The organism is Arthrobacter sp. zg-Y179, from assembly GCF_020907345.1.
GTDB lineage: Bacteria > Actinomycetota > Actinomycetes > Actinomycetales > Micrococcaceae > Arthrobacter_B > Arthrobacter_B jinronghuae.
On the sequence record NZ_JAJJOB010000002.1, the window covers coordinates 264559 to 287262 of the forward strand.

Below are 22704 nucleotides of genomic sequence, written 5' to 3' on the forward strand. Positions count from 1 at the left end.
GACGGCCGCAGGTCAGGCCAGGCCCTTTTCCTCCAGCCAGTCCTGGGCGGCGTCGGCCGGGTCGAGTTTCTGGTCACCGCTGACCGCCTGGTTCAGGGCAATCAGGTCCTCCGTGGTCAGCTGCGCTGAGACCTCGTTGAGCACGTCCCGGGCCTCGTCACTGACGCGGTCATCGGCGATCAGCGGGATGACCTGCTGGGCCGGCCAGTTCTGCTTCGGGTCTTCCAGGACCACCAGTCCGTTTTCCTTGATGGCGGGAGTGGTGGTGTAGATATCGGCTACCTGGACGTCGTCGTTCAGCAGGGCATCAACGGTCAGGGGACCGCCGCTGTCACCGATGGCGGTGAATTCCTTGAACTCGCAGCCGTACTTCTCCTTCAGCCCGGCCAGTCCCTGGGTCCGCTCCGCGAACTCGGCAGGTGCGCCGAGGGTCAGCTCACCGCACACCTTTGCCAGGTCCTCAATGGACTCGAGCTGGTACTTCTCGGCGGTGGCCGCAGTGACCACCATGGCGTCCTTGTCCTCGGCCTCGGAAGGCTCCAGGACCACCAGGTTCTCCGGCAGCTTCTCCTCGAGGGAATCCACGATCTCACCGGCGTCCACCAGGTCCGTTTCCGGGTCCGCGTGGACCAGCAGGGCTCCGGTGTACTCGGGAATCAGGTCAATCGAGCCGTCCTCCAGGGCCGGGACGTAGACCTCCCGCGACCCGATGCCGAGGCGGGTCTCCGCCTCGATGCCGGCCGCGTTGAGGGCGCCGGCGTAAATCTCGGCGATGGTGCTGCTTTCCGGGAAGTCCGCCGAGCCCACCACCAGCGCCTGCTCGGTGCTGCTGCCGGAGGCTTCCGCCGTGGTTTCATTCTCCAGTGGATCCCCTCCTCCGCTGCAGCCGGCCAGGGCCAGGGCCATTCCGCCGGCCAGGACGGCCAGGGCCTTCCGCCGTGCATTGGGACGCGGGTGCTGCATCATTGTTTTCCTCCTTGTGCGCCGACGGCGGGTACTCCGCTGCCGGTCGGTTTGCCGGCCGCTTCGAGGCGGCCGAGTCCTGACGGGATCAGAAAGCGTGATCCCAACGCAATCACGGCATCCACGGCGAGCGCCAGCAGGGCAATGATGACCGCTCCGCCGAAGACCCGCCCGTAGTCCCCCACCGCCAGGCCGTCGATCAGGTAGCGGCCCAGCCCGCCGAGGTTGATCGTTGCCACCACGGCCGCCGTCGCCACCACCTGCAGGGTGGCGCCGCGCAGCCCGCCCAGGATCACCCGCATCCCGTTGGGGACCTCCACCCGGAACAGCACCTGCAACTCGCTCATGCCCAGGCTGCGGGCGGCGTCGACGACGGTCCGGTCCACCGAGGCGACTCCGGCGTAGGTGCCGGCCAGCAGGGGCGGGACGGCCAGGAGGACCAGTGACCAGATGGGCGGCATCAGGCCCAGCCCGGCCAGCAGGACGAACAGGGTGAGCATGCCCAGGGTGGGCAGTGCCCGCAGCAGCCCGGAAACCGCCACGACCGCCACCTGCCCGCGGCCGGTGTGCCCGATGAACAGGCCCAGCGGCACCGCGATGAGGGCGGCGATCAGCAGGGCCAGCCCGGTGTACTGCAGGTGCTCCAGGGTCCGTACCGGGATGCCGGCCGGGCCGGCCCAGTTGGCCGGATCCATCAGCCATTCCCAGCCCTGCCCGAGGGGGTTGGTGCTGGTGTAATCGGTGCGCGGAATGCCAACCATGCCTACGCCCCCTTCAGTGCGACGTCGGGTGCGGCCGCCACCGGCGCCGGCCGTGCGCTGGGTGCCGGACCTCCGCCGTCCGTGCCGCCGTTGCGGTTGGCGCGGCTTCGCCCGGCCCGGCCGGATACACCGGCGCGGGTCCAGGGCGTGAGCAGGCGCAGCGCCAGGACCAAGAGCAGGTCCATTAGGAAGGCCAGGACGAGGGTGGCGATGATCCCCACCACGATCTCGGTGAGGAAAAAGCGGCGAAGGCCGTCGGTGAAGAAGAACCCGAGGTTTTCGACGCCGATCAGGGCACCCACGCTGACCATGGAGATGTTGCTGACCGAGACCACGCGCAGCCCGGCGATAAGTACCGGAACGGACAGCGGCAGGTCCACTGTGAGGAACCGGCGCAGCGGCCGGTAGCCCATGGCCACCGCGGCCTGCCGGACGCCGTCGTCAACGGAGTCGAACGCGTCGATGCCCACCCGCAGCATCAGGGCCACGGCATAGATGGTCAGGGCCACGATGATGTTGGCGAGGTCCAGGATGCGGGTGCCCAGGATGGCCGGGAGGGTGACGAACAGTGCCAGCGACGGAATGGTGTACAGCAGCGAGCCTGCGGACAGGACGAAGCCCCGGATCTTCCGCCGGCCGCGCACCAGCTGTGCGACGGGAAGGGCAATCAGGACGCCGATAACCAGCGGCAGTACCGACTGGTAGAGGTGCAGCCCGCCGAGCCGGAAGACGTCGTCGGTGTGGGCCAGGAACCATTCCATCTCAGCTCCCGGTCCGCTGCAGGCGGGCTGCCTCGATCAGGGCCAGGATTTCCGTGGCCTGTACGACGCCGGTTACGCGCCCGGCAGCGTCCACGGCCACGCCCAACCCGGACGGGGAGGACAGGGCAGCGTCCAGCGCCCGGCGCAGGCTGGTGCCCGCCGGGTAGAGGGAGCCGCCCGGCACCAGGTCCGCGGTGGTGGTGACCGCGTCGCGGCGTCCCGGCGGCACCCAGCCCAGCGGTGCGCCGTCGGCATCCACGCACAGCGCCCAGCCGCCGTCGGCCGTTGCGCTCCGGTCCGCCAGCCGGTCGGCGGCAATCACCTGCACCGGATGCAGGGGCACTGCATTTCCGTCCTGGAAGGACAGGTGCCGGAAGCCGCGGTCCCTCCCCACGAAACCCGCCACGAAATCATCGACCGGCGCCCGGAGGATTTCCTCGGGAGCGGCATACTGGGCGAGCCTGCCGCCGGTGGCGAAGACGGCCACCTTGTCCCCCAGGATGGTGGCTTCGTCAATGTCGTGGGTGACGAAGACTATGGTCTTGGACAGTTCCTGCTGCAGCCGCAGCAGCTCGTCCTGCAGCTCGGCCCGGACCACCGGGTCCACGGCGCTGAAGGGTTCGTCCATCAGCAGCACCGGCGGATCCGCGGCCAGGGCACGGGCAACCCCCACCCGCTGCTGCTGGCCGCCGGAAAGCTGGGCGGGATACCTGTCCCCGAGGCTGGACGCGAGCCCGACGACGTCGAGCAGTTCCGCGGCCCGGCGCCGCGCATCCCGCCGCGGGGTGCCGTTGAGGCGCGGCACAGTGGCCACGTTGTCCAGCACGGTCCGGTGCGGCAGCAGACCGGAGGACTGCATAACGTACCCCATGGAACGCCGCAGCTGCGCGGCCTTGACGGTGGAGATGTCCTGGCCGTCGACTTCGATGGTGCCCGACGTCGGTTCCACCATCCGGTTGATCATGCGCAGCGAGGTGGTTTTCCCGCAGCCGGACGGGCCGACGAAGACCGTAATGGAACCGCGCTCAATGTCCAGGTCCAGGTTCCGGACCGCCGGCGCGGCATCGCCGTAGGTCTTGGTCACCGAACGGAACCGGATCATCGGCTGTCCGGCGGCGCCGGACCGCGTGCCGGGATCGGATCGTTGGCGGGTAGCGGGTTCTCGCGGCTCAGTCATGGTGCATGCCTTCCGTGGGGGTTCGGTGTGCAGGGGCAGCTCGCGACGTGCCGTGAAGCATCACGGTATTTCACACGTGCGGCGGTAGTCCAGCGTCAGGAGGGTCCGGCGTCCAGCAGGCGCAGTCCCGTATCCACCAGTTCGGTCCGGTCCAGGGCCGAAACCTCGTCCAGCGGTATCCAGGCGGCCTCGTCCGTGCTGCCGCCCTGCTCGTGGCGCAGGGAGCCGCCGGTGAGCGTGGCCCGGTAAATGATCCTCAGGGCATGCAGTATGCGGGGTTCGCCGCGCATGCGCTTTTCCGCGGGGATGAAAATGCTGTCCACTCCCAGCAGCCCTTGGAGCTGGGCCTCGTAACCGGTTTCCTCGCGGACCTCCCGTACTGCCGCTACCGGGGCAGTCTCACCCAGTTCCAATCCGCCGCCCGGAAGGGTCCAGCGCCGGTTGCCGTGCTGGTTCCAGTGCGCCAGGAGCAGCTGCCCGTCACGGACGATCACCGCGTACGCCCCAACGCGGACGTCAAAGTCAGCGGCCATTGCCGTTCCCCAGCAGGTAGGCCACACCGAAAACGGGATCGGTAGTGAGGAAGCGGATGTCCGTCAGCCCGGCTGCCGAGAGCCGGCTGGTCAGCAGCTCCTGCAGCAGCGGCTGGTGCATACCCATCCCGCCGCCGATCACTACCGGTCCGCCGATGCGCAGCAGACGGGCCACATCAAGGATGAGCCCGGCCAGGTGTTCCGCGGACTCGTTGACGATGTCGATGGCCGGCTGGTTTCCTTCCAGCGCTGCCTTGAAGACCAGTCCCGCCTTCCCGGCCCAGTAGCGGCGGTCGGTGGCGCCGTGGAACAGGCCGATCAGCGCGTCGGGGTCCGCGACGCCACATGCGCTCAGCAGGGCAAGGCTGAGGGAATCCGGTGCCAGTTCCAGGTTGCTGCGGCGGAGCGTGTGGCGGACGGCTTCGCGGCCAATCCAGTAGCCGCTGCCCTCGTCCCCGAGGAGATAACCCCAGCCCCCCGACCGGGCCTGCCGCCCTGAGCCGTCGATGCCCCAGGCCACGGAGCCGGTGCCGGCAATGACGGCAATGCCCTCCGAGGCTTGCCCTGCCGCGAGGATCAGCCGCGTGTCATGGATGACGTCTACGACGGCGCCGGGGACGTGCTCGGCGATGAGTGCGCGCAGGGCGGCTTCATCCTGTGCTGTGTCCACTCCCCCGGACCCGGCGATCACCCGGCCGACGCCGTCGGTTCCCAGCGCCGCGAAAACTTCCGCGAGGCACTCCCGTGCCGTCTCCACCGGGACGTTCTGCACGTTGGCGCTGCCGGCCACGACGTCGGCTTTAACGGTGCCGCCGTGCAGCCGGATGCCGTGGGTCTTGGTACCGCCGATGTCGAGGCCGATGGTGTCGGGGCCGACGTCGTTGGTGGCCGGAGAAGGGAATGCTTGCATTCGTCCACCCTACTTTCCCGCGGCCGCCGGACGAACCTAGCCGGCGGTGCTCCGGCGCCGGTTCCGCCGCAGGCTCAGGACGGCCAGGGTCAGGCAGGCGGCGGTGATCAGTCCCGAGAACCAGGCCACCGAAACGTCCAGCCCCCAGATCCCGCCTGCCGCTCCGAGTCCCAGCACCGGAATGGCGCTGCCGAGGTAGGTGATGACATAGACCGTGCTGATGATCCGGGCGTGTTCAGCTGCCTCAACGGCTGCGGCTACTTCGTTGAACACCACGCGGAACGCCATGCCCTGCCCGAAGCCGGCCATCAGGCAGGCAACGGTCAGGAGCACGAGGCTTCCGGTGGCGCCCGCCACCGGAATCAGCGCGATGCCGGTGCCCATGGCCGCCAGGCCGACGGGTGCCGTGTACCGTCCGCGGATGCCGGTGAGCTGGCTGACCGCAGACGCTCCGAGAGCAAGGGCGGCCAGCAGTCCGATGGCCGGCCGCCACGTGGTGCCCGCGATGGAGGAAAAGTAGGTGGGCGCCAGGGACAGGCAGAAACCGAAGGCCGCGAAGCTGAGGAACCCGGTGGTGGAGGCAATCCAGAACTGGCTACGTGCGCGGTGGGAGACTGCGGGCTTGCGCGGACGCAGCATGGCCAGCGGCCGGCCTTCCGCCAGGGAAATGGCCGGGCGGGCCTTGAGCATGCAGAGCGGAATCAGGAGCGCGGCCAGGACCGCCGAGTGGATCAGGAAGGGCGTCAGGGTGGGCGCGGGCAGCAGGGACAGGAGCCCGCCGATGACCGGCCCGGCAGCCACACCGCCCGCCGAGACCAGCAGGGTAAAGCGGGTGGCCCATTCCGGTCGATGCGGCAGCAGTTCCCGCAGCGCAGCGGAGCTGGCTCCGGTGGCCAGGGCAACCGAGGCGCCTTGCAGGGCCCGCCCGAGCATCAGGGTGCCGACTCCGGTGGCGGTGCCGAAGATCAATCCCCCGGCAAGGGAAACAACGGCGGCCAGTACCAGTGCGGCGCGGCGGCCGATGTAGTCGGACCAGTGGCCCACCAGCAGCAGGCCGGCAACCAGGACCAGGACGTAGGAGGTGAACGCCATCGTCACGCCGAAGTAGGACAGGCCCAGGGACTGGCCGAGCAGCGGATACAGAGGCGTTGCGAGGTTGGCGCCGATCAACAGCGTGCTCATTACGGCCAGCGTCAGGAGCAGCCGGGGCCGGATGGCCGCGTCCCACTCCTTCCGCCTGGTGCGGGCGGCGGGCTGCATACGCAGCTCACTGAGCACTGTCACGGGGCACTTCCATCCTATTTGTAGCTAATGCCTCTACAGGATGAGGTGTCGCGGAGCAGGGTAGACACATTAGAGTGTTCTTTTGATCGAATTGCTCAATATCGTTACGACCAGCTGACAGGAGATGCGCGAGATGGCCAATCTGGACCCGCTGGACCGCAGGCTGCTGCTGGAACTGGTGCGCGATCCCCGCGCACAGATCAGCGACCTGAGCGAGCGGCTCGGTGTTGCCCGCAACACCGCCCAGGCCCACGTCAGGCACCTTCTGCGGGCCGGGGTCATCCGCCGATCGGGGCGCGACGTCGATCTGACGCAGCTCGGCTATGACGTGCAGGCATTCGTCACCATCGAGGTGAACCACCGTGAACTCGACGGTGTCATCTCCGGCCTCCGCACCCTCCCCCAGGTGCTGGAAGTGCATGAGATCTCCGGCCGCGGTGACGTGTGGTGCCGGCTGACCGCCACGGATACCCAGCAGCTGCAGCAGGCCCTGCGCTCCGTCCTTCGGATCAAGGGCGTGATCCGCACGGAAACGGTCCTGGCCCTGCATGAGCACATCCCGTACCGCACCGAACCGCTGCTGGAAAAACTGGTCCCGCCGGCTCCCTGAGTCCGCCGGCTGCCGCCGCTATCGATCAGCTGCGCGAAGCAGTTGCTGCGCCGCTTCGAGCCGGATCCCGGCATTCCGTGTCCGGCTTCTGCCGTTGGCGGCGCGGGCACCGGACACGAGGGTCAGTACGACGCCGGCCGCCCTGGCGTTCAGCGCGGCCGGGTCCGCGGCGTCCTCGAAGACCCGGCGGAAATCGGCCAGTGCCCGTCCCAGCTGCGGACGTGTTGGATTAGCCGCCGCCAGGACGGCCAGGTGCCCCAGCAGGCAGGCCAGGTCATCGACCCGGCGGCCGGGACCCAGACCGTCAATGTCCAGCAGCCCGGTGACCCTGCCGCCGCTGAGCAGCAGGTTTCCCTCATGGAAGTCGCCGTGGACCGGCACCAGGGGTCCGGCCGGGGCCGATTCCACCACGTCCCTGATGCTCCGCGCCAGTTCGAAGATGCTGTCCCGCTCCCCGGGAAGGGCTGCGGCGGCGGCTGCGGCATAATCCACGGCCCGGTCGGCCCAGGACCGGCGCAGCGGCAGGTCCAGCGCGCCGGACGGCAACGCCTCCAGCAGGTCCAGCAGGACTTCGGGCCGCACCGCGGCTTCGGCGTCCTCAACCAGCAGCCGGAAAAGGGAGGTGCCGGGCAGCGCGCTGAGGATGACCGCCTCACGGGCCGGGGCGGAAGCGCCGGGCAGGAGCCGCGGCGCCGGCACGCCGCTGTCCTCGAGGAGCCGGTGGCGCCGGCGCAGGACAGGCAGTTGCTCCCGCGGGAGGAGCTTCAGATAGGCGGCTTCGTCAAAGTGCTGCGCCCGGATGACTGCCCGGCGCAGCGGCCGGTAGGCAACGAGCGATAACCGCGCAGGTTCACCTGCACCAAACACCTCCCTCGCCACCGCATCGGCGTCGGTGGCCCAGGGCAGGGACCGAAGTACGGGGTCATGCGGGTGGAACCACAGGCACAGGTCCAGCCCGGCAATCCGTGCCGTGGCGACGTCGGGACCGGCGGGTAAGGCGGCGACGTCCCCTGTCGTGGCGCCGAGGTGAAGGGTCAGGGCGTCATCGGCTGCCGGTCCCGGCCCGGTCCGGCGGCACTGCACACGGTAAAGGGCCGAGACAGCTCCTCCCGGCCGGTGGTGGCTCCGCAGGTGATCCCAGCGTTGAATCCTCAGCCCGCGGGACCGAAGCAGGTCCTGCAGTGGACCCCGCATCGCCGGGCCGGCCAGGACGGAGACAGCCTCCGCGGCCCGTGGGCGGCCGGGCCTGGGCTCGACTGGCACGGCAGGTGCCGTGTACTGCGTCGCCGGCGGCCTAGGCCCGCCGGCGCTGCAGGACGTCGTCGAGGTTGATCTTGCCGGTTTCCGGGCGCGCCTGCTGCGCCTGCGCAGAGGCGGGAGCGGGTGTGGAGGCAGGACGCAGCGGAGTCTTGGTCAGGGACCGGGGGGTTTCAGGAAGGACGATCGGTTCGGGTGCCGGACGCTCTGCCCTGGGTGCATCTACGTAAATGGGTTTGGGGAGCTCTACGGGCTGCCACGGCGTGGTGCTGGGCTTGGCCGGGGGCTGGACGGCGGCTGCTGCCACCTTCAGGGCCTCGGTGCGCAGTTCCTCCGCTGTAACGCGGGCAGGGGCCGCGGGGCTTTCGTCAGGTACGGCTGCGGACTCGCGGTCAAACAGAACGGTTTCGGGCTGCGGCTCAGTCTCCGGTGCCTCGGCTGCGGGGGCCTCCACCTCGTCGGGCGCGGCGGCGGCCCGGTTCTGCGTGTAACGGGGCTCCGGTCCCATGGCGGCACGGAACGCGTCTTCCATTCGACGCCTGCGGTCCCGCAGGGCGAGCGAGCGGAGCATTGCAACCACCGCGGCCACAACTGCCAGGCCGGCTACGGGAAGGAGCCAGGACACGGAGGTGAAGGCTGCCAGCAGTGTGCCGACCACAACGGCAAGGATGCCAAGAAGGCCGCTGGCCGCAAGGGCTGTCCGGCCGGTGTGGATCCGGAAAGCGGGTCCCGGCTGCACCGGGCGAACGTCCGGCTGTTCCTGGCTCTGGAACTGTGCTGCCCCGCCCCCGCTGGGTGTAGTGCTGATGTTGTTCATGATGATCCCCTGGGACCCCTTGTCGGGTGAGGCGGGCGGGCGGATGGTATTGGCGGCTGGACGGTCGGCAGTAACTGCCACCCGTGCCGTAGACGGTGCTGCTGTCTGTGTTGATGCCTGTGCTGCTGTCTGTGTTGCTGTCTGTGTTGCTGTCTGTGCGGTTGTCTCGGCCGCGGACATAGCTGGACGACGGAGGAAATACGGACCTACCCACACCAGCCACAGTGCAACGGCCAGTGCCAGCACGAGTGAGCTGTTCAGCGACCCGGTCAGTGACCCGATCAGCGAGCTGTTAATAGGGAAGTCCACACTTACGACCGTAGAAGCTCCGGGCGCCCGGTACGTGCATTACGTCCGGTGTGTCGGCGTGTCTGGTGTGAAAGTTGTTGCCTAACGTGCCCGGCGGGACTTCCAGCGGTTCAACAGCCCCTCAGGCACCTCCTCCGCAGTGAGCGCAAAGCTCCGGTGGTCGGCCCATTTGCCGTCGATATGCAGGTAACGCTCCCGCAGTCCCTCGTCCCGGAATCCGAGCTTTTCAACCACCCGCAGACTCGGGGCGTTCTCCGGCCGGATATTGATTTCCATCCGGTGCAGGGCCAGGACCTGGAAACAGTGATCGGTTGCCAGCGCCACGGCAGTGGGCACAATCCCGAGCCCTGCCCTCCCCTGATCCACCCAGTATCCGAGGGTCGCCATGCGCGCCGACCCCCACACGATGGTGGACACGGTCAGCTGCCCCACAATTGCCGGCGGCCGCGCGGGATCCTGCCGCTCGGTGATGAGGAACGGCAGGGCAGATTCCTGCCGTGCCTGGCGGTTGAGGCTGCGCACCATGTCGCCGTAGGTGGGCGGTTCGCCGCCCGGGAGGGGATTGCTGGCTTCCCACGGCCCTACCCAGCGGGCGTTCCGGGAACGGACCTCAGTCCATTCCCGCCGGTCCCGGTGCCGGATGGGCCGGAGAATGACATCGTCACTCTCCAGCGTCACCGGCCATGAAACCCGCATGGGGAAATTAATCTTCGAGGGTGCCGGTGAAATCCTTCAGCCAGTCCCGCAGGGCCGGGCCGAGGTCTTCACGTTCGGAGGCCAGGGACACTACTGCCTTGAGGTAGCTCAGCTTGTCACCGGTGTCGTAGCGGCGGCCGCGGAAGATCACTCCGTAGACTCCGGACCCTTCGCCGTCGGCTGCGGCCAGCGTCTGGAGCGCGTCCGTCAGCTGGATTTCCCCGCCGCGGCCGGGGCCGGTTTCTTCGAGCACTCCGAAGACCGAGGGGTGCAGCACGTACCGGCCGATCACGGCCAGGTTGGAAGGTGCGTCGTCGACGTCGGGCTTCTCGACCAGTTTGTTGACCCGGACGTAGTCCTCGCCCTCGACAACGGAGACGTCCGCACAGCCGTAGGCACTGATCTGTTCCGGATCAACCTCGATCAGGGCAATGACGGATCCGCCCGTCTTTGCCTGGACCTCGACCATCGTGCCCAGCAGCTCATCGCGGGCATCGATCAGGTCATCGCCCAGCAGGACGGCAAAGGGCTCGTCGCCGATGTGCAGCTTGGCACGCAGCACTGCGTGGCCCAGGCCCTTGGGATCGCCCTGGCGGAGGTAGTGGATTTCGCCGAGCTCGGAGGCCGCCCGCACCATCGCAAGCTTTTCGTGGTCGCCCTTGTCTTCCAGCGTCTTCTCGATGAAGGGGACACGGTCGAAGTGATCCTCGAGGGAGCGCTTGTTCCGCCCCGTGATCATCAGGATGTCCGGCATGCCCGCGTTGACAGCCTCTTCAACCACGTACTGAATCGCCGGCTTGTCCACCACCGGGAGCATTTCCTTCGGCATCGCCTTGGTGGCAGGGAGGAAGCGGGTACCCAGACCTGCTGCGGGGATTACGGCTTTGGTTATGGAGGGGCGTGGCGTCGTCATAGTCGTAAGCGTACCTAAGAGGTCTTAGATTGCACCAAATAAGCACGCTTATACAGAATGGGGGTATGTGTGCGCGTGCAAAGGACCAGGCCCGAAAGGACTTCCTGCGACTGCGGCGGGAGCTGACCGCGGTGGACAGGACCGAAGCCGCCCAGGGGCTGGCCCGCGTCGGACTACGAGGGGTTCAGCAACGGGTGCCCGACGGCGGAACCGTGGCCGGATATCTCTCCGTAGGGACCGAACCGGGCATGGATGCGCTGCTCCCGGGTCTTGTAAAAGCCGGGTACCGTGTGGTCGTTCCGGTATGTGAACCCGAATGGCAGCTGTCGTGGTGCGACTGGACACCCGAGACGGAGCTGGTACCCGGACTGCATGGTTCCCTGCTGGAACCGGACGGACACCGCTACGCCGCCTCCGACCTGCCGGAGCTGGGCCTTATCCTTGTGCCCGCGCTGGCCGCCGATTCCGCAGGCGGACGGATGGGCAAGGGAGGCGGCTACTATGACCGGTTCCTGGCCGGGCTGCGGGCGGACGGCAATTCTGCCGCTGCCGTCGCAGTGGTTTTCGAGCACGAATACGTTCCCGCCGGCAGCTTCGAAACCACTCCCCTGGACGCGGTCGTGGATGCCGTGCTGACCCCCGAAGCCTGGCGGGCGGTGCCATCGGAGCACATGTATACTTAGCACTCAAGGCTTGAGAGTGCCAGCTTTGAGAGTGCCCCCAAGGAGGATTACCAGAGTGCCCACGTATGCCTACGCCTGCAAGGATTGCACCCATTCGTTCGATATCCAGCAGTCCTTCAGTGAAGACTCCCTGACGGTCTGCCCCGAGTGCGGCGGCCGCCTGCGCAAGAAGTTCAACAGCGTCGGAGTCGTCTTTAAGGGCTCCGGTTTCTACCGCACCGATTCACGTGACGCTGCCTCCACGGTTCCTGCTGCCCCCGCCAAGACCGAGAGCTCCACGGGGCCGGCAACGAGTTCCGGCAGCGGGACGTCCGCGCCTGCAGCCACCGCAAACTCAGGCAGCGCACAGTCCTAAGCCGTGCCGCCGGGCCGATGGCCCGCCGTCGCAGTTTCCCCTGAAGCCTTCGGACCGGCGTTGCCGGCCCGGGGTGACCGCGCACCCACTGTCCCTCCACACCGCCCCTTTCCCACCGGGCGGCCCACGTGTTGGCTAAGGCCTGCGAAGCGCCGCCCCGGATGCGCAGAGCCTGCGGCTAGCGTCATGCCATGCCTTTTCGCCGCCTCTCAGCCAAGGTGTCCCCCGGCACCGCTGCCTACCGGGGACAGCCGTCAGCATCCGGCAGTTCCTTCTCGAAGATGCGCCGCTTTGTTGTCCGCCACCGCCGCCTCCTGGCTGCCCTGGCCTGCTGCGCTGCCGCAGGCTCTGCGGTCGAAGCGCTGGTACCGGCGGCTGCGGAACGGACTCTGATTGTGCGCGCGGCCCGGGATCTGCCGGCCGGTACGGTGCTGGACTCCGGGACGCTGGAAACTGTCCGCCTACCGGCTGAAGCCATCCCTCCCGGTGCCCATGAACAGCCGGACGCGCTGGTGGGCCGGCGCCTCGCTACACCGCTGTTGCGCGGCAGCCCCGTCACGGACATTTCCCTGGCCGGTGCCGGCCTGCTGGCCGGTGCCCCGCCCGGTTCCGTGGCCGTGCCGCTGCGCCCGGCCGACCCGTCCGTCCTCGATCTGCTGGGGCCTGGACAGCTCGTCAACGTAGTTGCGGGTGCCGAAGCCGCGTGGACGGGCGCCGAGCCGGGACAGACGGCGGAGGACGGCAGCAGTGCGGTGGTGCTGGCGTCCTCGGTACCGGTGCTGTGGGTGTCCGGCGGTGAGCCCACGGGTGCCGGCTGGCCAGGCAACGGCGGCGGTGAGGGCCTGGTTGTGGTGGCTGCTGATCGGGAGAACGCAGCCCGCCTCACAGCGGCTTCGGGGAACGAAGGGATCTACCTTGTCTTGACGGACCGCTAGCCGTACCGAGACATCGCGTTAGTTACACCGGGTGATGGGGTGCATGCCCTCCGTAGCCGCGGCACGGCCAGACGCGGCCTAGCCCCAGTGCGGAGGACGCTGCTCCCGCAGCCAGGACTCACTGTCTTCCGTGCTGTCGCCCCACGCCCGGGGATCATCTTCCTTGGCGATGATAGGCAACAGCCCGGCAGGCCCGCCGGGCCCGGGCGAAACGGCCCGGCGGTTTCCGCGCCTGCGGGTGCCGTGCGTGGCGCCGTCCGTGACGCCGTCCTTGGCGCCGTCCGTGGACGGACGTTCCCCCGCTGCAGCCGCTTTGCCGGCCTGCTCCGCCGCTGCGGCCGCCTTGCCGGTCCGCTCGGCCGCGGCGGTCTCATCCGCCGCGGCCTTCCCAGCCACGGGTTCCTCAGTCATCGCTCACTCTCCTGCTGCGTCGTCCGGGACGGATCCCGACCTCCGTTCGCGCATGCGGCTGCTTCCGTGCGGAGTCACGGTTACCTGCGGAGCGGAGCCGGCTGCTTCCTCCGTGCCGGTCTCGGCGGTATCCGTGCTGCGGGGAACGGGCTTCTGCCCGACAGGAGGATCCGGCAGCTCAAGGAAGCGGCTCACGAGGTCGGCACAGGCTGACGGGTCGCTGAACACCTCGATGGTCCACAGCGGCATATACCGCCAGCCGCGCCGCTCAAGCAGCTGCGGCCGGAGCCGGCTGCGTTCGCGGACGGACATGGCGCGGTACCGTTCGGTGCCGTCGGACTCGATCGCCAGCGGGGCCGGCGTGCCGGTCGGACCGGCCGAGTGGGGAGCCGCAGCGACAATGTCGATGGCGCCGTCGTAGTGGTCCCAGACCTTGGCGCCGCGTTCCCGCAGGCGGCCCACCAGATCCGCAACCAGCGGATCCTCCTCCATGATGCCTCCGGCAGCGGGGATTTCCTCCCTGGCGGTTTCCGGATCGAGCTCCCGCTTGATGAGCTCGTAGAAGTCCAGGGCGCCGTAGCCGAGCCGCGTGCGGTCCAGGTCTGCCGGCTGGAAGCAGGTCAGCACATGCTGCTTGTAACGTGCCCGGGTCATGGCCGTAACGAATTTCTTGCGTCCGTCAGGTGCCGACAACGGGCCGAAGTTGTGCAGGGCACGCCCGTGCGGGGTGCGCCCGAAGCCGAGGGAGAAGATCACGCAGTCCCGGACCATGCCCACGGCGCGGTCCACCGGCACTACCCGGAAGGATTCGGACTTCGCCGTGAAGAAGTCCGCAGCCCAGGGGAAGTTGGCCATCTGGACACGGATGGCCTCGGCTACCCGCACCGCGTGGCGCGGGCTGGCGGTGATGACGCCGAGGGACTGGTGCGGGCGGCGGCGGATGTGTTCGAAGACCAGGTCAACCACGCGGTTGACCTCAGCTGCGACACTTTCCACGCCCTCATGGTCAGCGCTGGGCATTCCGGTTCCGTCCGGCAGGTATTCCACGGAGAGTGCGCGGTGGCCGGTGGTGACCTCGTCTGCACTCGGGACCATGGAAAGGCGCCCGCCGTAGAAGGACTCGCTGAGCTGGCGCAGCAGTGCCTTGTCGGTGCCGCGGTAAACGGTGGACAGGCAGCGTGTCGGCAGGACGCGTTCAAGCGCCTCGAAGGCGCTGAGCAGCTCAACGTGCTGCTGGGCTGCACCGGCCGGCTCAACACCGATGGTGAACGGCCGCGGTCCGCCCAGGCAGCTGTCACCGAAGGCAACAACCTGCGAGGCGCGGGCCAGCGCCGGGACTGCGGACTGCAGGCTGGTGGATTCGGCATCGAGGAGGACCACGGTGTCGAAGCGGCGGTGTTCGGGCAGTACCATCGGCAGCACCAAGGGGCTCGCAGCCCACACCGGCAGCAGCGAGGACACGAGTTCCTCGGACTGCAGGCTCAGGCTCTCCAAGGACAGCTCGCCGTCCTTGAGCAGCTCGCGCAGGTCCTCGGCAGCACCCTTCGCAGCCTGAACGCCTGAGCGCCAGCGCGATGCAAGGCTCCAGCGCAGCCGGGCTGCGCCCGAGGCGATGTGGGCGTTGTCCGCGAGCCGGTACTCCGCTTCCAGGCGGCGCAGGCTGTTGCCGTCGGACATGGCCAGGTAATCGTCGCCGCTGATCATGGCTTCGAGGGCGGACTGCCACCATGCCAGTTCCAGCTCGTACCCAACGTGGCGGGGCTGGACCTCGCGTGCGCTCAGGTCATCCAGCAGTTCACCCAGGCCCTGGGCCCGCATCTCGTCGAGCAGCAGGGTCCGTTCGGGCAGCGTTTCCAGGGTTTCCCGGTCCCCCGCGAGCTGGCTGAGCTGCTTCTCGAGTTCGTCGAGCTGCAGGGATGCCAGGTCGGGGTGGAGCGGCGTCTCGGCCAGGATGCCGGTCAGGGTATCCAGCTGGCGCTTGACCAGCAGGTAGGAACGGTTGATCTCGGCCAGGCCGGTGGGCACCGAGGGGTGACGCTGGGTGGTGGCGTAACGGGTCCAGACGGCGCGCTGCTGCTGGACCTCGGCCAGGGAGGCGTGCAGGTCGGAAATATGCACACCGGGCCGGACGTATTCCTTGGCCACGCGCCGCAGGCGGGAACGGGTCATGGAGCTCATATCGATCCCGCGTTCCCGCCGCCAGGACGAAGACGCGGTTGCCGAGATCAGGTCGGTCACCGGGCGGTCGAAAATGTCCGGGGTGAACTTGTCCAGGCTTTCCCGCACGGCTACCAGCAGTTCCAGCTGTTCGCCCCACTGGGCAAATGTTTCGCCGAGGCGGATTTCGGAGTGCTCGGCCACGTCCTGGACCTTGGCGCGCAGCGCAGGCAGGTCCGCCGCAAGGGTCTGGGTCAGCGCATACGCTTCTTCCGTTTCCTTACGGTTGAGCAGCTTGGCTCCGTACCACGGGCTGGTGGTTGCTGCCCGGCTGAAGCTGCCGAGTTCGGCGGCCCGGCGCAGGCGGCCGGAGAGTTCGGTGCGGTCGGTGATACTGTCCAGGACGCTCCGCTTGAGCCGGACGGTGGTGGCCGGCGCCGGGTTCATGGAGGTCAGCTCGGCCAGGGACTGCATGGCCTGGTAGGGCGAGCACCCCCAGCGGCGGCGGACGTTGTGCAGCGACTTCACGTGGTCGCGGAGCTGGTGACGGTTTTCGAGCAGGACCTTGTGCAGGCTGTCCAGTTCCGGGGCCTGCGCCTTTTCGTTGCGCACGATGGCCCGGACCAGCTGGTCCTTCAGCTGCTGCTGGGTGAGGCCGGCGTTGGCCTGCAGCACCAGGGAGCCCAGCTGCATCGCGTCCAGCTCGGAGACGAACTGGTTCAGGGTGCTGCGCCGTTCCGCCACTACCAGGACGGATTTGCCGGCGTTGGCCAGTGCCGCAACGGCGTTAAGCGCCGTCTGGGTCTGGCCCGTACCGGCCGGCGCGGAGACTACCAGCGACTGGCCCGCATTGATCAGGTCCAGGACTTCCTGCTGCTGACGGTCGGCGTCGAGGATCAGCAGTTCATCCGCGGGATCCCGCTCATCCAGGGCCGGCAGGTCCAGCGGTTCGGGGATGGCCGGACCGGCGGAGCCGTCCCGGGCAGCGTCGATCAGCGCACGGAGGATCGGATGGGCCGGGTCCAGCGCCGGATCCTCGCTGAGGTCGGACAGGTCGGCAAAGGTGGAAACCAGCAGCCGGTGTTCAATGTTGATTCCACGGACGCTGCCGGTGACGGCGCGCAGCTTTTCCAGCACGGGGTGGGGATCAAAGCGGGCGGTGCCGTAGGCGAGGCGGGTGAGCGCGTCGACGTCGATGTCCAGGCCCTGCTCATGCTGCAGGTGGCGGACCAAAGCGGGGTTCAGCGCCGCCTTTTCGGTCAGCTGCAGCTCATAGTCATCCTGTGAGGCGTGGACCGTCAGCGCAACGGGAGTGAGCAGCACGGGAGCCGTCAGGGACTCGGGGCGCAGCGCTTCATCGGAGGCATAGCGCCAGGATGCGGTGCCCGCGGCCATGTAGCCGACGTCGATGCCGCGGTCGGTGCCCAGCTCGTAGATCTTTGCGCGCAGCAGGCGGCCGGCCTTCATGGCGGCGCCGTACTGGTCCGGGTCCCGCAGCAGGGTCGACAGGCGGGTACGCCGGCCGGCGAGCAGCTGGGCCAGACCGGACGGGTGCGCGTGCGTCAGGTCGATGCTGTTGGCGGCGGACGGCGTGAAATGGAGCAATGTGTCCGTTCCGGCGTGCTGTCCCAATTGTCCCAGCCACGGCAGCAGGAAGTCCGAGGGATTCTCCCCGGTATTCTGCTCAGACACTAGTGCCCTCTTTTCTGCACTTCCGCGCGTTCTCGACCAAATTGGCATACCTTCAAAACTATCGCGTCGGGGAGGGTTTCCCGAACATAGCAACGCGGGGGACAAAACCGAGGACGGCCGAAACGGCCGTCCTCGGTCCCCTTTACGCTATTCCCACTCGATTGTTCCCGGCGGCTTGCTGGTTACGTCCAGCACCACGCGGTTGATTCCGTCCACCTCGTTGGTGATGCGGTTGGAAATCCGGGCCAGCAAATCGTACGGAAGCCGTGACCAATCAGCTGTCATCGCGTCTTCGCTCGAGACCGGACGCAGCACGATGGGGTGCCCGTAGGTACGGCCGTCGCCCTGGACGCCGACGCTGCGGACATCGGCCAGGAGCACTACCGGCATCTGCCACACTTCGTCGTCGAGGCCTGCACTGGTCAGTTCGGCGCGGGCGATGGCGTCCGCGCGGCGCAGCAGTTCCAGCCGCTCGTGCGTGACCTCGCCGACAATGCGGATGCCCAGCCCGGGGCCGGGGAAGGGCTGGCGGCCCACGATCTCGGCCGGCAGGCCGAGCTCGGCGCCGACCGCACGGACCTCGTCCTTGAAGAGCGCCCGCAGGGGTTCCACCAGTTCGAACTTCATGTCCTCCGGCAGGCCGCCCACGTTGTGGTGGCTCTTGATGTTGGCTGCGCCTTCACCGCCGCCGGACTCGACGACGTCCGGGTACAGGGTGCCCTGCACCAGGAAGCGGATCGGCTCACCCTCGGCTTCGGCCTTGGCCATGATGGCCCGCTCGGCTTCTTCGAAGGCGCGGATGAACTCGCGGCCGATGATCTTGCGCTTGGTCTCGGGATCGGAGACCCCGGCCAGGGCGCTCAGGAAGCGTTCCTGCTCGTTGGCGACGTAGAGGTTGACGCCGGTGGCTGCCACGAAATCGCGTTCAACCTGCTCTGCTTCGCCTTCGCGGAGGAGCCCGTGGTCAACGAAGACACAGGTCAGCTGGTCCCCCACGGCCCGCTGCACCAGGGCAGCGGCTACGGCGGAGTCGACGCCGCCGGACAGGCCGCAGATCACGCGGGCGTTGCCTACCTGGGCGCGGATGCGTGCAACCTGCTCTTCGACAATGTTGCCGGTGGTCCAGCTGCGTTCGAGCTTGGCGCCCTTGAAGAGGAAGTTCTCCAAGACGGCCTGGCCGTGCGCGGAATGCTTGACCTCGGGGTGCCACTGCACGCCGTAAAGGCCTTTAGCCTCGTTGGCGAAGGCAGCGACGGGTGCGCCGGCGGTGCTGGCCAGGACGTCGAAGCCCTCTGGTGCTTCCTGCACGCTGTCGCCGTGGCTCATCCAGGTGTTCTGCTCGTCCGGGGTGCCTTCCAGAATGGACCGGGCGCCGCCGATGACGCGTGCGTCGGTGGAACCGTACTCGCGCAGCCCCGTCTTGGCGACCTTGCCGCCCATGGCGGCAGCCATCGCCTGGAAGCCGTAGCAGATGCCGAAAACCGGAACACCGGATTCGAACAGCTCTGCATCAACCTTGGGGGCGCCTTCGGCGTACACGCTGGAGGGTCCGCCGGAGAGAATAATGGCAGCTGGGTTCTTCGCGAGGAGCTGCTCGGTGCTGTAGGTGTGGGGAACCACCTCGGAGTAGACATCGGCTTCGCGCACCCGGCGGGCAATCAGCTGGGCGTACTGCGCTCCGTAGTCCACAACGAGGACGGGCCGCTCTTCAATGGGATCTGTCGCGGGATTAGTCACGTTTCAAGGATAGTCGGCCCGCCCCCGGCCATGCACACCGGGCCAGGGTCCGCCGGCTGCGGGCCGCCGGCGGACCTCTCCCCCAGTATCCCCTTGCCGCGTCAGGAAGCGCTTCCCGCTCTGCCAGCACCTGTTTGTGGATCCGTCCTTCGACCACAAAGGAGAGGAACGGCACAACGCCGCCAAGCGCAATCAGGATGAACTTGGAGAACGGCCAGCGCATCAGCTGCCACAGCCGGAAGTCAGAGAGCAGGTAGACCACGTACATCCAGCCGTGCAGGATGAGCACGCCGATGGAGAGGTTGACGCTGCCGACGATGATCTCCGTGTCAAAGCCGTACTTGGCGATCATCTCCACGACGAGGGCGAGCAGCAGTACACCGGTCACATAGGAAAAGACCTTGTAGAACTTCAGGGCGGAACGAATCTGGGCGTGGGTACCGCCGAACCGGCGCTTCTTTTTCCGTGGGGCTTTGGCGGTGCTTGCGGATTCGCTCACTTGGTTACCTCGCTGCTGGGATGATCGTTGTCGGGTTCGGTTGCTTCGGCGGAGTCGTCGTCGTACTCGTCCTCATATTCGTCGTCCTCGAAGCTGCGGTTGTGCTCGTCGGCAACCAGGCGCCACCACAGGAAGACGGAGAAGCCGGCGAAGACGATCCACTCCAGTGCGTAGAAAATGTTGAGCCAGTTGACCGGGGTTTCCTCCGGCTGGGCGCTCACGTCCACGGTTTCCATGCCGCCTGCGTCGACGGCGGCGCCGTCGACGGTGATTTCCGTAGCCGTGACGAACGCCGAGTAGGCGGGCGCGTCCCAGAGGTTGATCAGTTCGGCGGTGGAAAGCGCGGTAACCCGGCCGTCCTCGGGCGTCGCGGGCAGCGGGGCCTCGGAAGGCAGCAGGCGCCCGACGACGGCGGCCTCGCCGGCCGGCGGCTCCGTGACGTCTTCCGGGTCGGAGACCCAGCCGCGGACCACCGGGATGAATTCGCCCGAGGGTGCGCCGTCGACGTTGAAGGCGGTAACCGCCCAGTAGCCCATCTCGCCGTCCTGGAGCCGCTCCTGAACGAGGACGGACTTCTCCGGGTCGAAGGACCCCGTGAAGGAAACCATCTGGTCCGCTTCGGTTTCATACATCGGCTTACCCGGGGTGAAGGCCTCGGTCAGCGGCCGGACGTCCTCGGTGGCGCGGGGCTCGCCGGACTCCTCCGATTCGGCACTGGAAAACTGCCATTGGCTCAACAGCACAAAGACCGTCGAGATGACCAGGGCAAAAAGCAGGCCGGCGATCCAACGCGGCTGCAGGGCAGTTTTGAGCACTCGTTAACGGTACTTCGTCAAGCTGTAGAACACCCAATGCCGGTGTGCGGCCGCTTCAGCGGTCAAACTCAGTGTTCAAACTCAGCGTTCAAACTCAGTGGTCAAAAAAGACCAGGGAGGAATTGATCAGCTCGGCAATCACCTCTGCGTCATTGGCCCGGCGCAGGGAATCCCGGAAGGAGGGCCGGAACAGGGACCGGGCCAGGGTGGCGAGGACCTCCAGGTGCTGGGAGAAGGAGGCCGCCGGCGTCGCAATGAGCAGGACCACCGTCGCCGGCCCGTCGGCTGCTCCGAAATCCACGCTGTGGCCGTAGCGGGTGATGCCCACTGCGATGGAGGTTTTCCGTACGTAGTGGCTGCGGGCATGCGGGACGCCGATCCCGCCCGGCAGGCCGGTGGCCATTTGGTGCTCCCTGGCGCTGACCTGTTCGAGGAACCCCTCGAGATTGCTGATCCGGCCGGAACGGTACAACCGCTCGGCCAGCTGGGCGGCGGCGTCGTATCTGTCTGCCGCCTCCATGCCGAGGATCACCAGCCCGGGTTCGGTCAGCACCGCCCCGGCTTCGTTAAGGGTGAGTTCTTCATTCCGGGGTGGTTCCAAGGGGTGTTCAGCGTCCGGTGCCAGGTGTTCGTTCAATGGGCTTTTCTGCATTTCCGTTGGTCCGTGGTGCCGCGCTAGATGCGCGGTGCTATGTCCTCGGCCGCCAGGCGGGCGGCGTCGGCACTCTTGTCATCCGGTTGTTCCTGGCTGCGGCGTTCGGCGTCGACCCGTGCAAGGTAGTGGGCAACTTCGCTTTCCACGCGTTCGAGGTCCCAGCCCAGCAGCGGCGCCATCAGTTCGGCCACCACCGGCGCGGCCGAGACGCCCCGGTCAAAGGTTTCAATGGAGATGCGGGTCCGCCGGGCCAGGACATCCTCGACGTGCCGGGCGCCTTCGTGCGTGGTGGCGTACACAACTTCCGCGCGCAGGTAGTCGTCGGCGCCGGGCAGCGGTTCCGCCAGGGACGGGTCCGCCTTGATGATCTCGAGCAGGTCGTCACTCATGGAGCCGTACCGGTTGAGCAGATGCTCCACCCGCACCACGTGTACCCCGTACTCGTCCGCGGTGCGGTGCCGGCGGTTCCACGCCGCCTTGTAGCCCACGGCACCCAGAAGGGGGATGGTCGAGGTGCAGCTCTCTGGAACCTTTTCATCCAGTGCCCGGGCCGCCTCATCCACGGCGTCCTTGGCCATCACCCGGTAAGTGGTCCATTTGCCGCCCGCAACCACCACGAGTCCCGGCACCGGGTGGGCCACCACGTGTTCACGCGAGAGTTTGGCAGTGGAGTCGTTTTCCCCGGCGAGCAGCGGCCGCAGTCCCGCGTACACACCTTCAACGTCCTCGCGGGTCAGCGGCGTCTTCAGCACCAGGTTCACATGCTCGAGGATGTAGTCGATGTCTGCCGAGGTGGCCGCCGGGTGGGCCTTGTCCAGATTCCAGTCCGTGTCGGTGGTGCCGATGATCCAGTGCCGCCCCCACGGGATCACGAAGAGTACGGATTTTTCCGTCCGCAGGATCATGCCGACCGTGGACTGGATCCGGTCCTTGGGAACCACGAGGTGGACGCCCTTGGAGGCGCGGACCTTCAGCTGCCCGCGGTCCGTCACCATGGCCTGGGTTTCATCCGTCCAGACGCCCGTGGCATTGACCACCTGGCTTGCGGCGATGTCGAACTCGTTGCCGGTTTCCTGTTCGCGGACGCGGGCCCCGACCACGCGTTCGCCCTCGCGCAGGAAGTCGACGACGGCGAGCCGGTTCACCACTGCGGCACCGTAATGTGCTGCTGTGCGGACCATGTTGGCCACGTACCGGGCGTCATCCACCTGGCCGTCGTAGTACCTGATGGCACCCACCATGGCGTCGTCCTTCAGGCTCGGGGCCATCCGCAGTGTCTGGCTCCGGGTCAGGTGCTTCTGCCTGGGCACCCCGCGGGAGTTTCCCGAGGTCATGCCCATGGTGTCGTACAGGAAAATGCCGGCGCCCACGTACGGCCGCTCGATGAACCGCTTCGTCAGCGGATACAGGAACGCCACGGGCTTCACCAGGTGCGGAGCAATCCGCTGCAGCAGCAGCCCGCGTTCCTTCAGTGCCTCCTGGACCAGCGCGAAATCGAGCATCTCCAGGTAGCGCAGGCCGCCGTGGATGAGCTTGGAGGAACGCGACGACGTTCCCGACGCCCAGTCCCGGGCCTCCACCATGCCTACTTTCAAGCCGCGCGTCACCGCGTCCAGCGCCGCGCCCGCCCCGACTACGCCGCCGCCGACAATCAGGATGTCCAGCTCGTTGCCGGGCGCGGTGGTTGCCCGGAGCTTGTCCATGGCATCTGTGCGGTACTCGGGGCTCAGGGCGTCTGCAGTCATGGTCCAGGTTCCTCTCTAGGGTCCTGACG

At 67.7% G+C, this 22704-nt stretch carries 22 protein-coding genes; 4 read left to right on the forward strand and 18 right to left on the reverse strand.

Annotated features, from left to right (window positions below; genetic code table 11):
- Window positions 1–12: 12 nt before the first annotated feature.
- The 7 genes from LOC56_RS01570 to LOC56_RS01600 all read right to left on the reverse strand — a co-directional run bounded on the left by LOC56_RS01570 (window position 13) and on the right by LOC56_RS01600 (window position 6389).
- Window positions 13–963, reverse strand: a complete 951-nt coding sequence (locus tag LOC56_RS01570; RefSeq protein ID WP_229949975.1) for an ABC transporter substrate-binding protein — start codon at window positions 961–963, stop codon at window positions 13–15.
- Window positions 963–1724, reverse strand: coding sequence for an ABC transporter permease (locus tag LOC56_RS01575; protein ID WP_229949870.1), 762 nt, complete (start codon window positions 1722–1724; stop codon window positions 963–965). Before LOC56_RS01575 ends, LOC56_RS01570 begins: the two co-directional genes overlap by 1 nt.
- Before the next feature lie 2 nt (window positions 1725–1726).
- Complete coding sequence (locus tag LOC56_RS01580) at window positions 1727–2485, reverse strand: ABC transporter permease (RefSeq protein ID WP_229949871.1); 759 nt, start codon at window positions 2483–2485, stop codon at window positions 1727–1729.
- A 1-nt stretch (window position 2486) separates the two neighbouring features.
- The gene (locus tag LOC56_RS01585) at window positions 2487–3587 is read right to left on the reverse strand and encodes an ABC transporter ATP-binding protein (protein WP_229949977.1); all 1101 of its coding nucleotides are present in this window, start codon (window positions 3585–3587) and stop codon (window positions 2487–2489) included.
- 170 nt (window positions 3588–3757) lie between these two features.
- Window positions 3758–4195, reverse strand: a complete 438-nt coding sequence (locus LOC56_RS01590; protein WP_229949872.1) for an NUDIX hydrolase — start codon at window positions 4193–4195, stop codon at window positions 3758–3760.
- Window positions 4185–5105, reverse strand: a complete 921-nt coding sequence (locus LOC56_RS01595) for an N-acetylglucosamine kinase (protein ID WP_229949874.1) — start codon at window positions 5103–5105, stop codon at window positions 4185–4187. The genes LOC56_RS01590 and LOC56_RS01595 overlap by 11 nt, the downstream gene beginning before the upstream one ends.
- Before the next feature lie 36 nt (window positions 5106–5141).
- The gene (locus LOC56_RS01600; RefSeq protein ID WP_229949875.1) at window positions 5142–6389 is read right to left on the reverse strand and encodes an MFS transporter; all 1248 of its coding nucleotides are present in this window, start codon (window positions 6387–6389) and stop codon (window positions 5142–5144) included.
- A gap of 133 nt (window positions 6390–6522) precedes the next feature.
- On the opposite strand from LOC56_RS01600, the gene LOC56_RS01605 reads away from it, so the two are divergent.
- Window positions 6523–6999, forward strand: a complete 477-nt coding sequence (locus LOC56_RS01605) for an Lrp/AsnC family transcriptional regulator (RefSeq protein WP_229949877.1) — start codon at window positions 6523–6525, stop codon at window positions 6997–6999.
- Window positions 7000–7017: 18 nt separating this feature from the next.
- Here the strand turns inward: LOC56_RS01605 and LOC56_RS01610 are convergent, their stop codons facing one another.
- The 4 genes from LOC56_RS01610 to galU form a co-directional block, all read right to left on the reverse strand.
- Window positions 7018–8262, reverse strand: coding sequence for a phosphotransferase (locus tag LOC56_RS01610; protein ID WP_229949879.1), 1245 nt, complete (start codon window positions 8260–8262; stop codon window positions 7018–7020).
- A 31-nt stretch (window positions 8263–8293) separates the two neighbouring features.
- Window positions 8294–9382 (reverse strand): hypothetical protein, encoded by a 1089-nt coding sequence (locus LOC56_RS01615; protein WP_229949881.1) that lies wholly within the window; start codon window positions 9380–9382, stop codon window positions 8294–8296.
- An 81-nt stretch (window positions 9383–9463) separates the two neighbouring features.
- Complete coding sequence (locus LOC56_RS01620; RefSeq protein WP_229949883.1) at window positions 9464–10078, reverse strand: GNAT family N-acetyltransferase; 615 nt, start codon at window positions 10076–10078, stop codon at window positions 9464–9466.
- A 7-nt stretch (window positions 10079–10085) separates the two neighbouring features.
- Window positions 10086–10991: a UTP--glucose-1-phosphate uridylyltransferase GalU gene (gene galU / locus LOC56_RS01625; protein ID WP_229949886.1), complete on the reverse strand. Its 906-nt coding sequence runs from the start codon at window positions 10989–10991 to the stop codon at window positions 10086–10088.
- Window positions 10992–11056: 65 nt separating this feature from the next.
- Here galU and LOC56_RS01630 point away from each other — a divergent pair, with 65 nt between their 5' ends.
- From LOC56_RS01630 to LOC56_RS01640, 3 genes are all read left to right on the forward strand, one after another.
- Complete coding sequence (locus LOC56_RS01630) at window positions 11057–11674, forward strand: 5-formyltetrahydrofolate cyclo-ligase (RefSeq protein ID WP_229949887.1); 618 nt, start codon at window positions 11057–11059, stop codon at window positions 11672–11674.
- A 55-nt stretch (window positions 11675–11729) separates the two neighbouring features.
- Window positions 11730–12029: an FmdB family zinc ribbon protein gene (locus LOC56_RS01635; RefSeq protein ID WP_229949888.1), complete on the forward strand. Its 300-nt coding sequence runs from the start codon at window positions 11730–11732 to the stop codon at window positions 12027–12029.
- Window positions 12030–12220: 191 nt separating this feature from the next.
- Window positions 12221–12964 (forward strand): SAF domain-containing protein, encoded by a 744-nt coding sequence (locus LOC56_RS01640; protein ID WP_229949889.1) that lies wholly within the window; start codon window positions 12221–12223, stop codon window positions 12962–12964.
- A gap of 78 nt (window positions 12965–13042) precedes the next feature.
- Here LOC56_RS01640 and LOC56_RS16245 read toward each other — a convergent pair whose 3' ends face one another.
- The 7 genes from LOC56_RS16245 to LOC56_RS01670 all read right to left on the reverse strand — a co-directional run bounded on the left by LOC56_RS16245 (window position 13043) and on the right by LOC56_RS01670 (window position 22675).
- Window positions 13043–13375, reverse strand: coding sequence for a hypothetical protein (locus LOC56_RS16245; RefSeq protein ID WP_331460888.1), 333 nt, complete (start codon window positions 13373–13375; stop codon window positions 13043–13045).
- A gap of 3 nt (window positions 13376–13378) precedes the next feature.
- Window positions 13379–17224 (reverse strand): DUF4011 domain-containing protein, encoded by a 3846-nt coding sequence (locus tag LOC56_RS01645; RefSeq protein WP_331460889.1) that lies wholly within the window; start codon window positions 17222–17224, stop codon window positions 13379–13381.
- Between the two features lie 147 nt (window positions 17225–17371).
- Entirely contained in the window at window positions 17372–18961 is a 1590-nt protein-coding gene (gene guaA, locus LOC56_RS01650) for a glutamine-hydrolyzing GMP synthase (protein ID WP_229949892.1), read from the reverse strand.
- Window positions 18954–19460, reverse strand: coding sequence for a DUF3817 domain-containing protein (locus tag LOC56_RS01655; protein ID WP_442860039.1), 507 nt, complete (start codon window positions 19458–19460; stop codon window positions 18954–18956). Before LOC56_RS01655 ends, guaA begins: the two co-directional genes overlap by 8 nt.
- Window positions 19457–20275 carry an SURF1 family protein gene (locus LOC56_RS01660; RefSeq protein WP_229949894.1) on the reverse strand — a complete coding sequence of 273 codons (819 nt, stop codon included), beginning with the start codon at window positions 20273–20275 and terminating at the stop codon, window positions 19457–19459. Before LOC56_RS01660 ends, LOC56_RS01655 begins: the two co-directional genes overlap by 4 nt.
- A 94-nt stretch (window positions 20276–20369) precedes the next feature.
- Window positions 20370–20876 (reverse strand): PTS sugar transporter subunit IIA, encoded by a 507-nt coding sequence (locus tag LOC56_RS01665; RefSeq protein ID WP_442860041.1) that lies wholly within the window; start codon window positions 20874–20876, stop codon window positions 20370–20372.
- 74 nt (window positions 20877–20950) lie between these two features.
- Window positions 20951–22675, reverse strand: coding sequence for a glycerol-3-phosphate dehydrogenase/oxidase (locus LOC56_RS01670; protein WP_229949896.1), 1725 nt, complete (start codon window positions 22673–22675; stop codon window positions 20951–20953).
- Window positions 22676–22704 lie beyond the last annotated feature (29 nt).

Bases quoted from the DNA above. Each gene is read 5' to 3' on its own strand.
- LOC56_RS01630 (WP_229949887.1), top strand. From the start codon at position 11,057: ATGTGTGCGCGTGCAAAGGACCAGGCCCGAAAGGACTTCCTGCGACTG.
- LOC56_RS01575 (WP_229949870.1), bottom strand. From the start codon at position 1,724: ATGGTTGGCATTCCGCGCACCGATTACACCAGCACCAACCCCCTCGGG.
- LOC56_RS01640 (WP_229949889.1), top strand. From the start codon at position 12,221: ATGCCTTTTCGCCGCCTCTCAGCCAAGGTGTCCCCCGGCACCGCTGCC.
- LOC56_RS01620 (WP_229949883.1), bottom strand. From the start codon at position 10,078: ATGCGGGTTTCATGGCCGGTGACGCTGGAGAGTGACGATGTCATTCTC.
- LOC56_RS01590 (WP_229949872.1), bottom strand. From the start codon at position 4,195: ATGGCCGCTGACTTTGACGTCCGCGTTGGGGCGTACGCGGTGATCGTC.
- LOC56_RS01595 (WP_229949874.1), bottom strand. From the start codon at position 5,105: ATGCAAGCATTCCCTTCTCCGGCCACCAACGACGTCGGCCCCGACACC.
- LOC56_RS01605 (WP_229949877.1), top strand. From the start codon at position 6,523: ATGGCCAATCTGGACCCGCTGGACCGCAGGCTGCTGCTGGAACTGGTG.
- LOC56_RS01670 (WP_229949896.1), bottom strand. From the start codon at position 22,675: ATGACTGCAGACGCCCTGAGCCCCGAGTACCGCACAGATGCCATGGAC.
- LOC56_RS01585 (WP_229949977.1), bottom strand. From the start codon at position 3,587: ATGATCCGGTTCCGTTCGGTGACCAAGACCTACGGCGATGCCGCGCCG.
- LOC56_RS01570 (WP_229949975.1), bottom strand. From the start codon at position 963: ATGCAGCACCCGCGTCCCAATGCACGGCGGAAGGCCCTGGCCGTCCTG.
- LOC56_RS16245 (WP_331460888.1), bottom strand. From the start codon at position 13,375: ATGACTGAGGAACCCGTGGCTGGGAAGGCCGCGGCGGATGAGACCGCC.
- LOC56_RS01580 (WP_229949871.1), bottom strand. From the start codon at position 2,485: ATGGAATGGTTCCTGGCCCACACCGACGACGTCTTCCGGCTCGGCGGG.
- galU (WP_229949886.1), bottom strand. From the start codon at position 10,991: ATGACGACGCCACGCCCCTCCATAACCAAAGCCGTAATCCCCGCAGCA.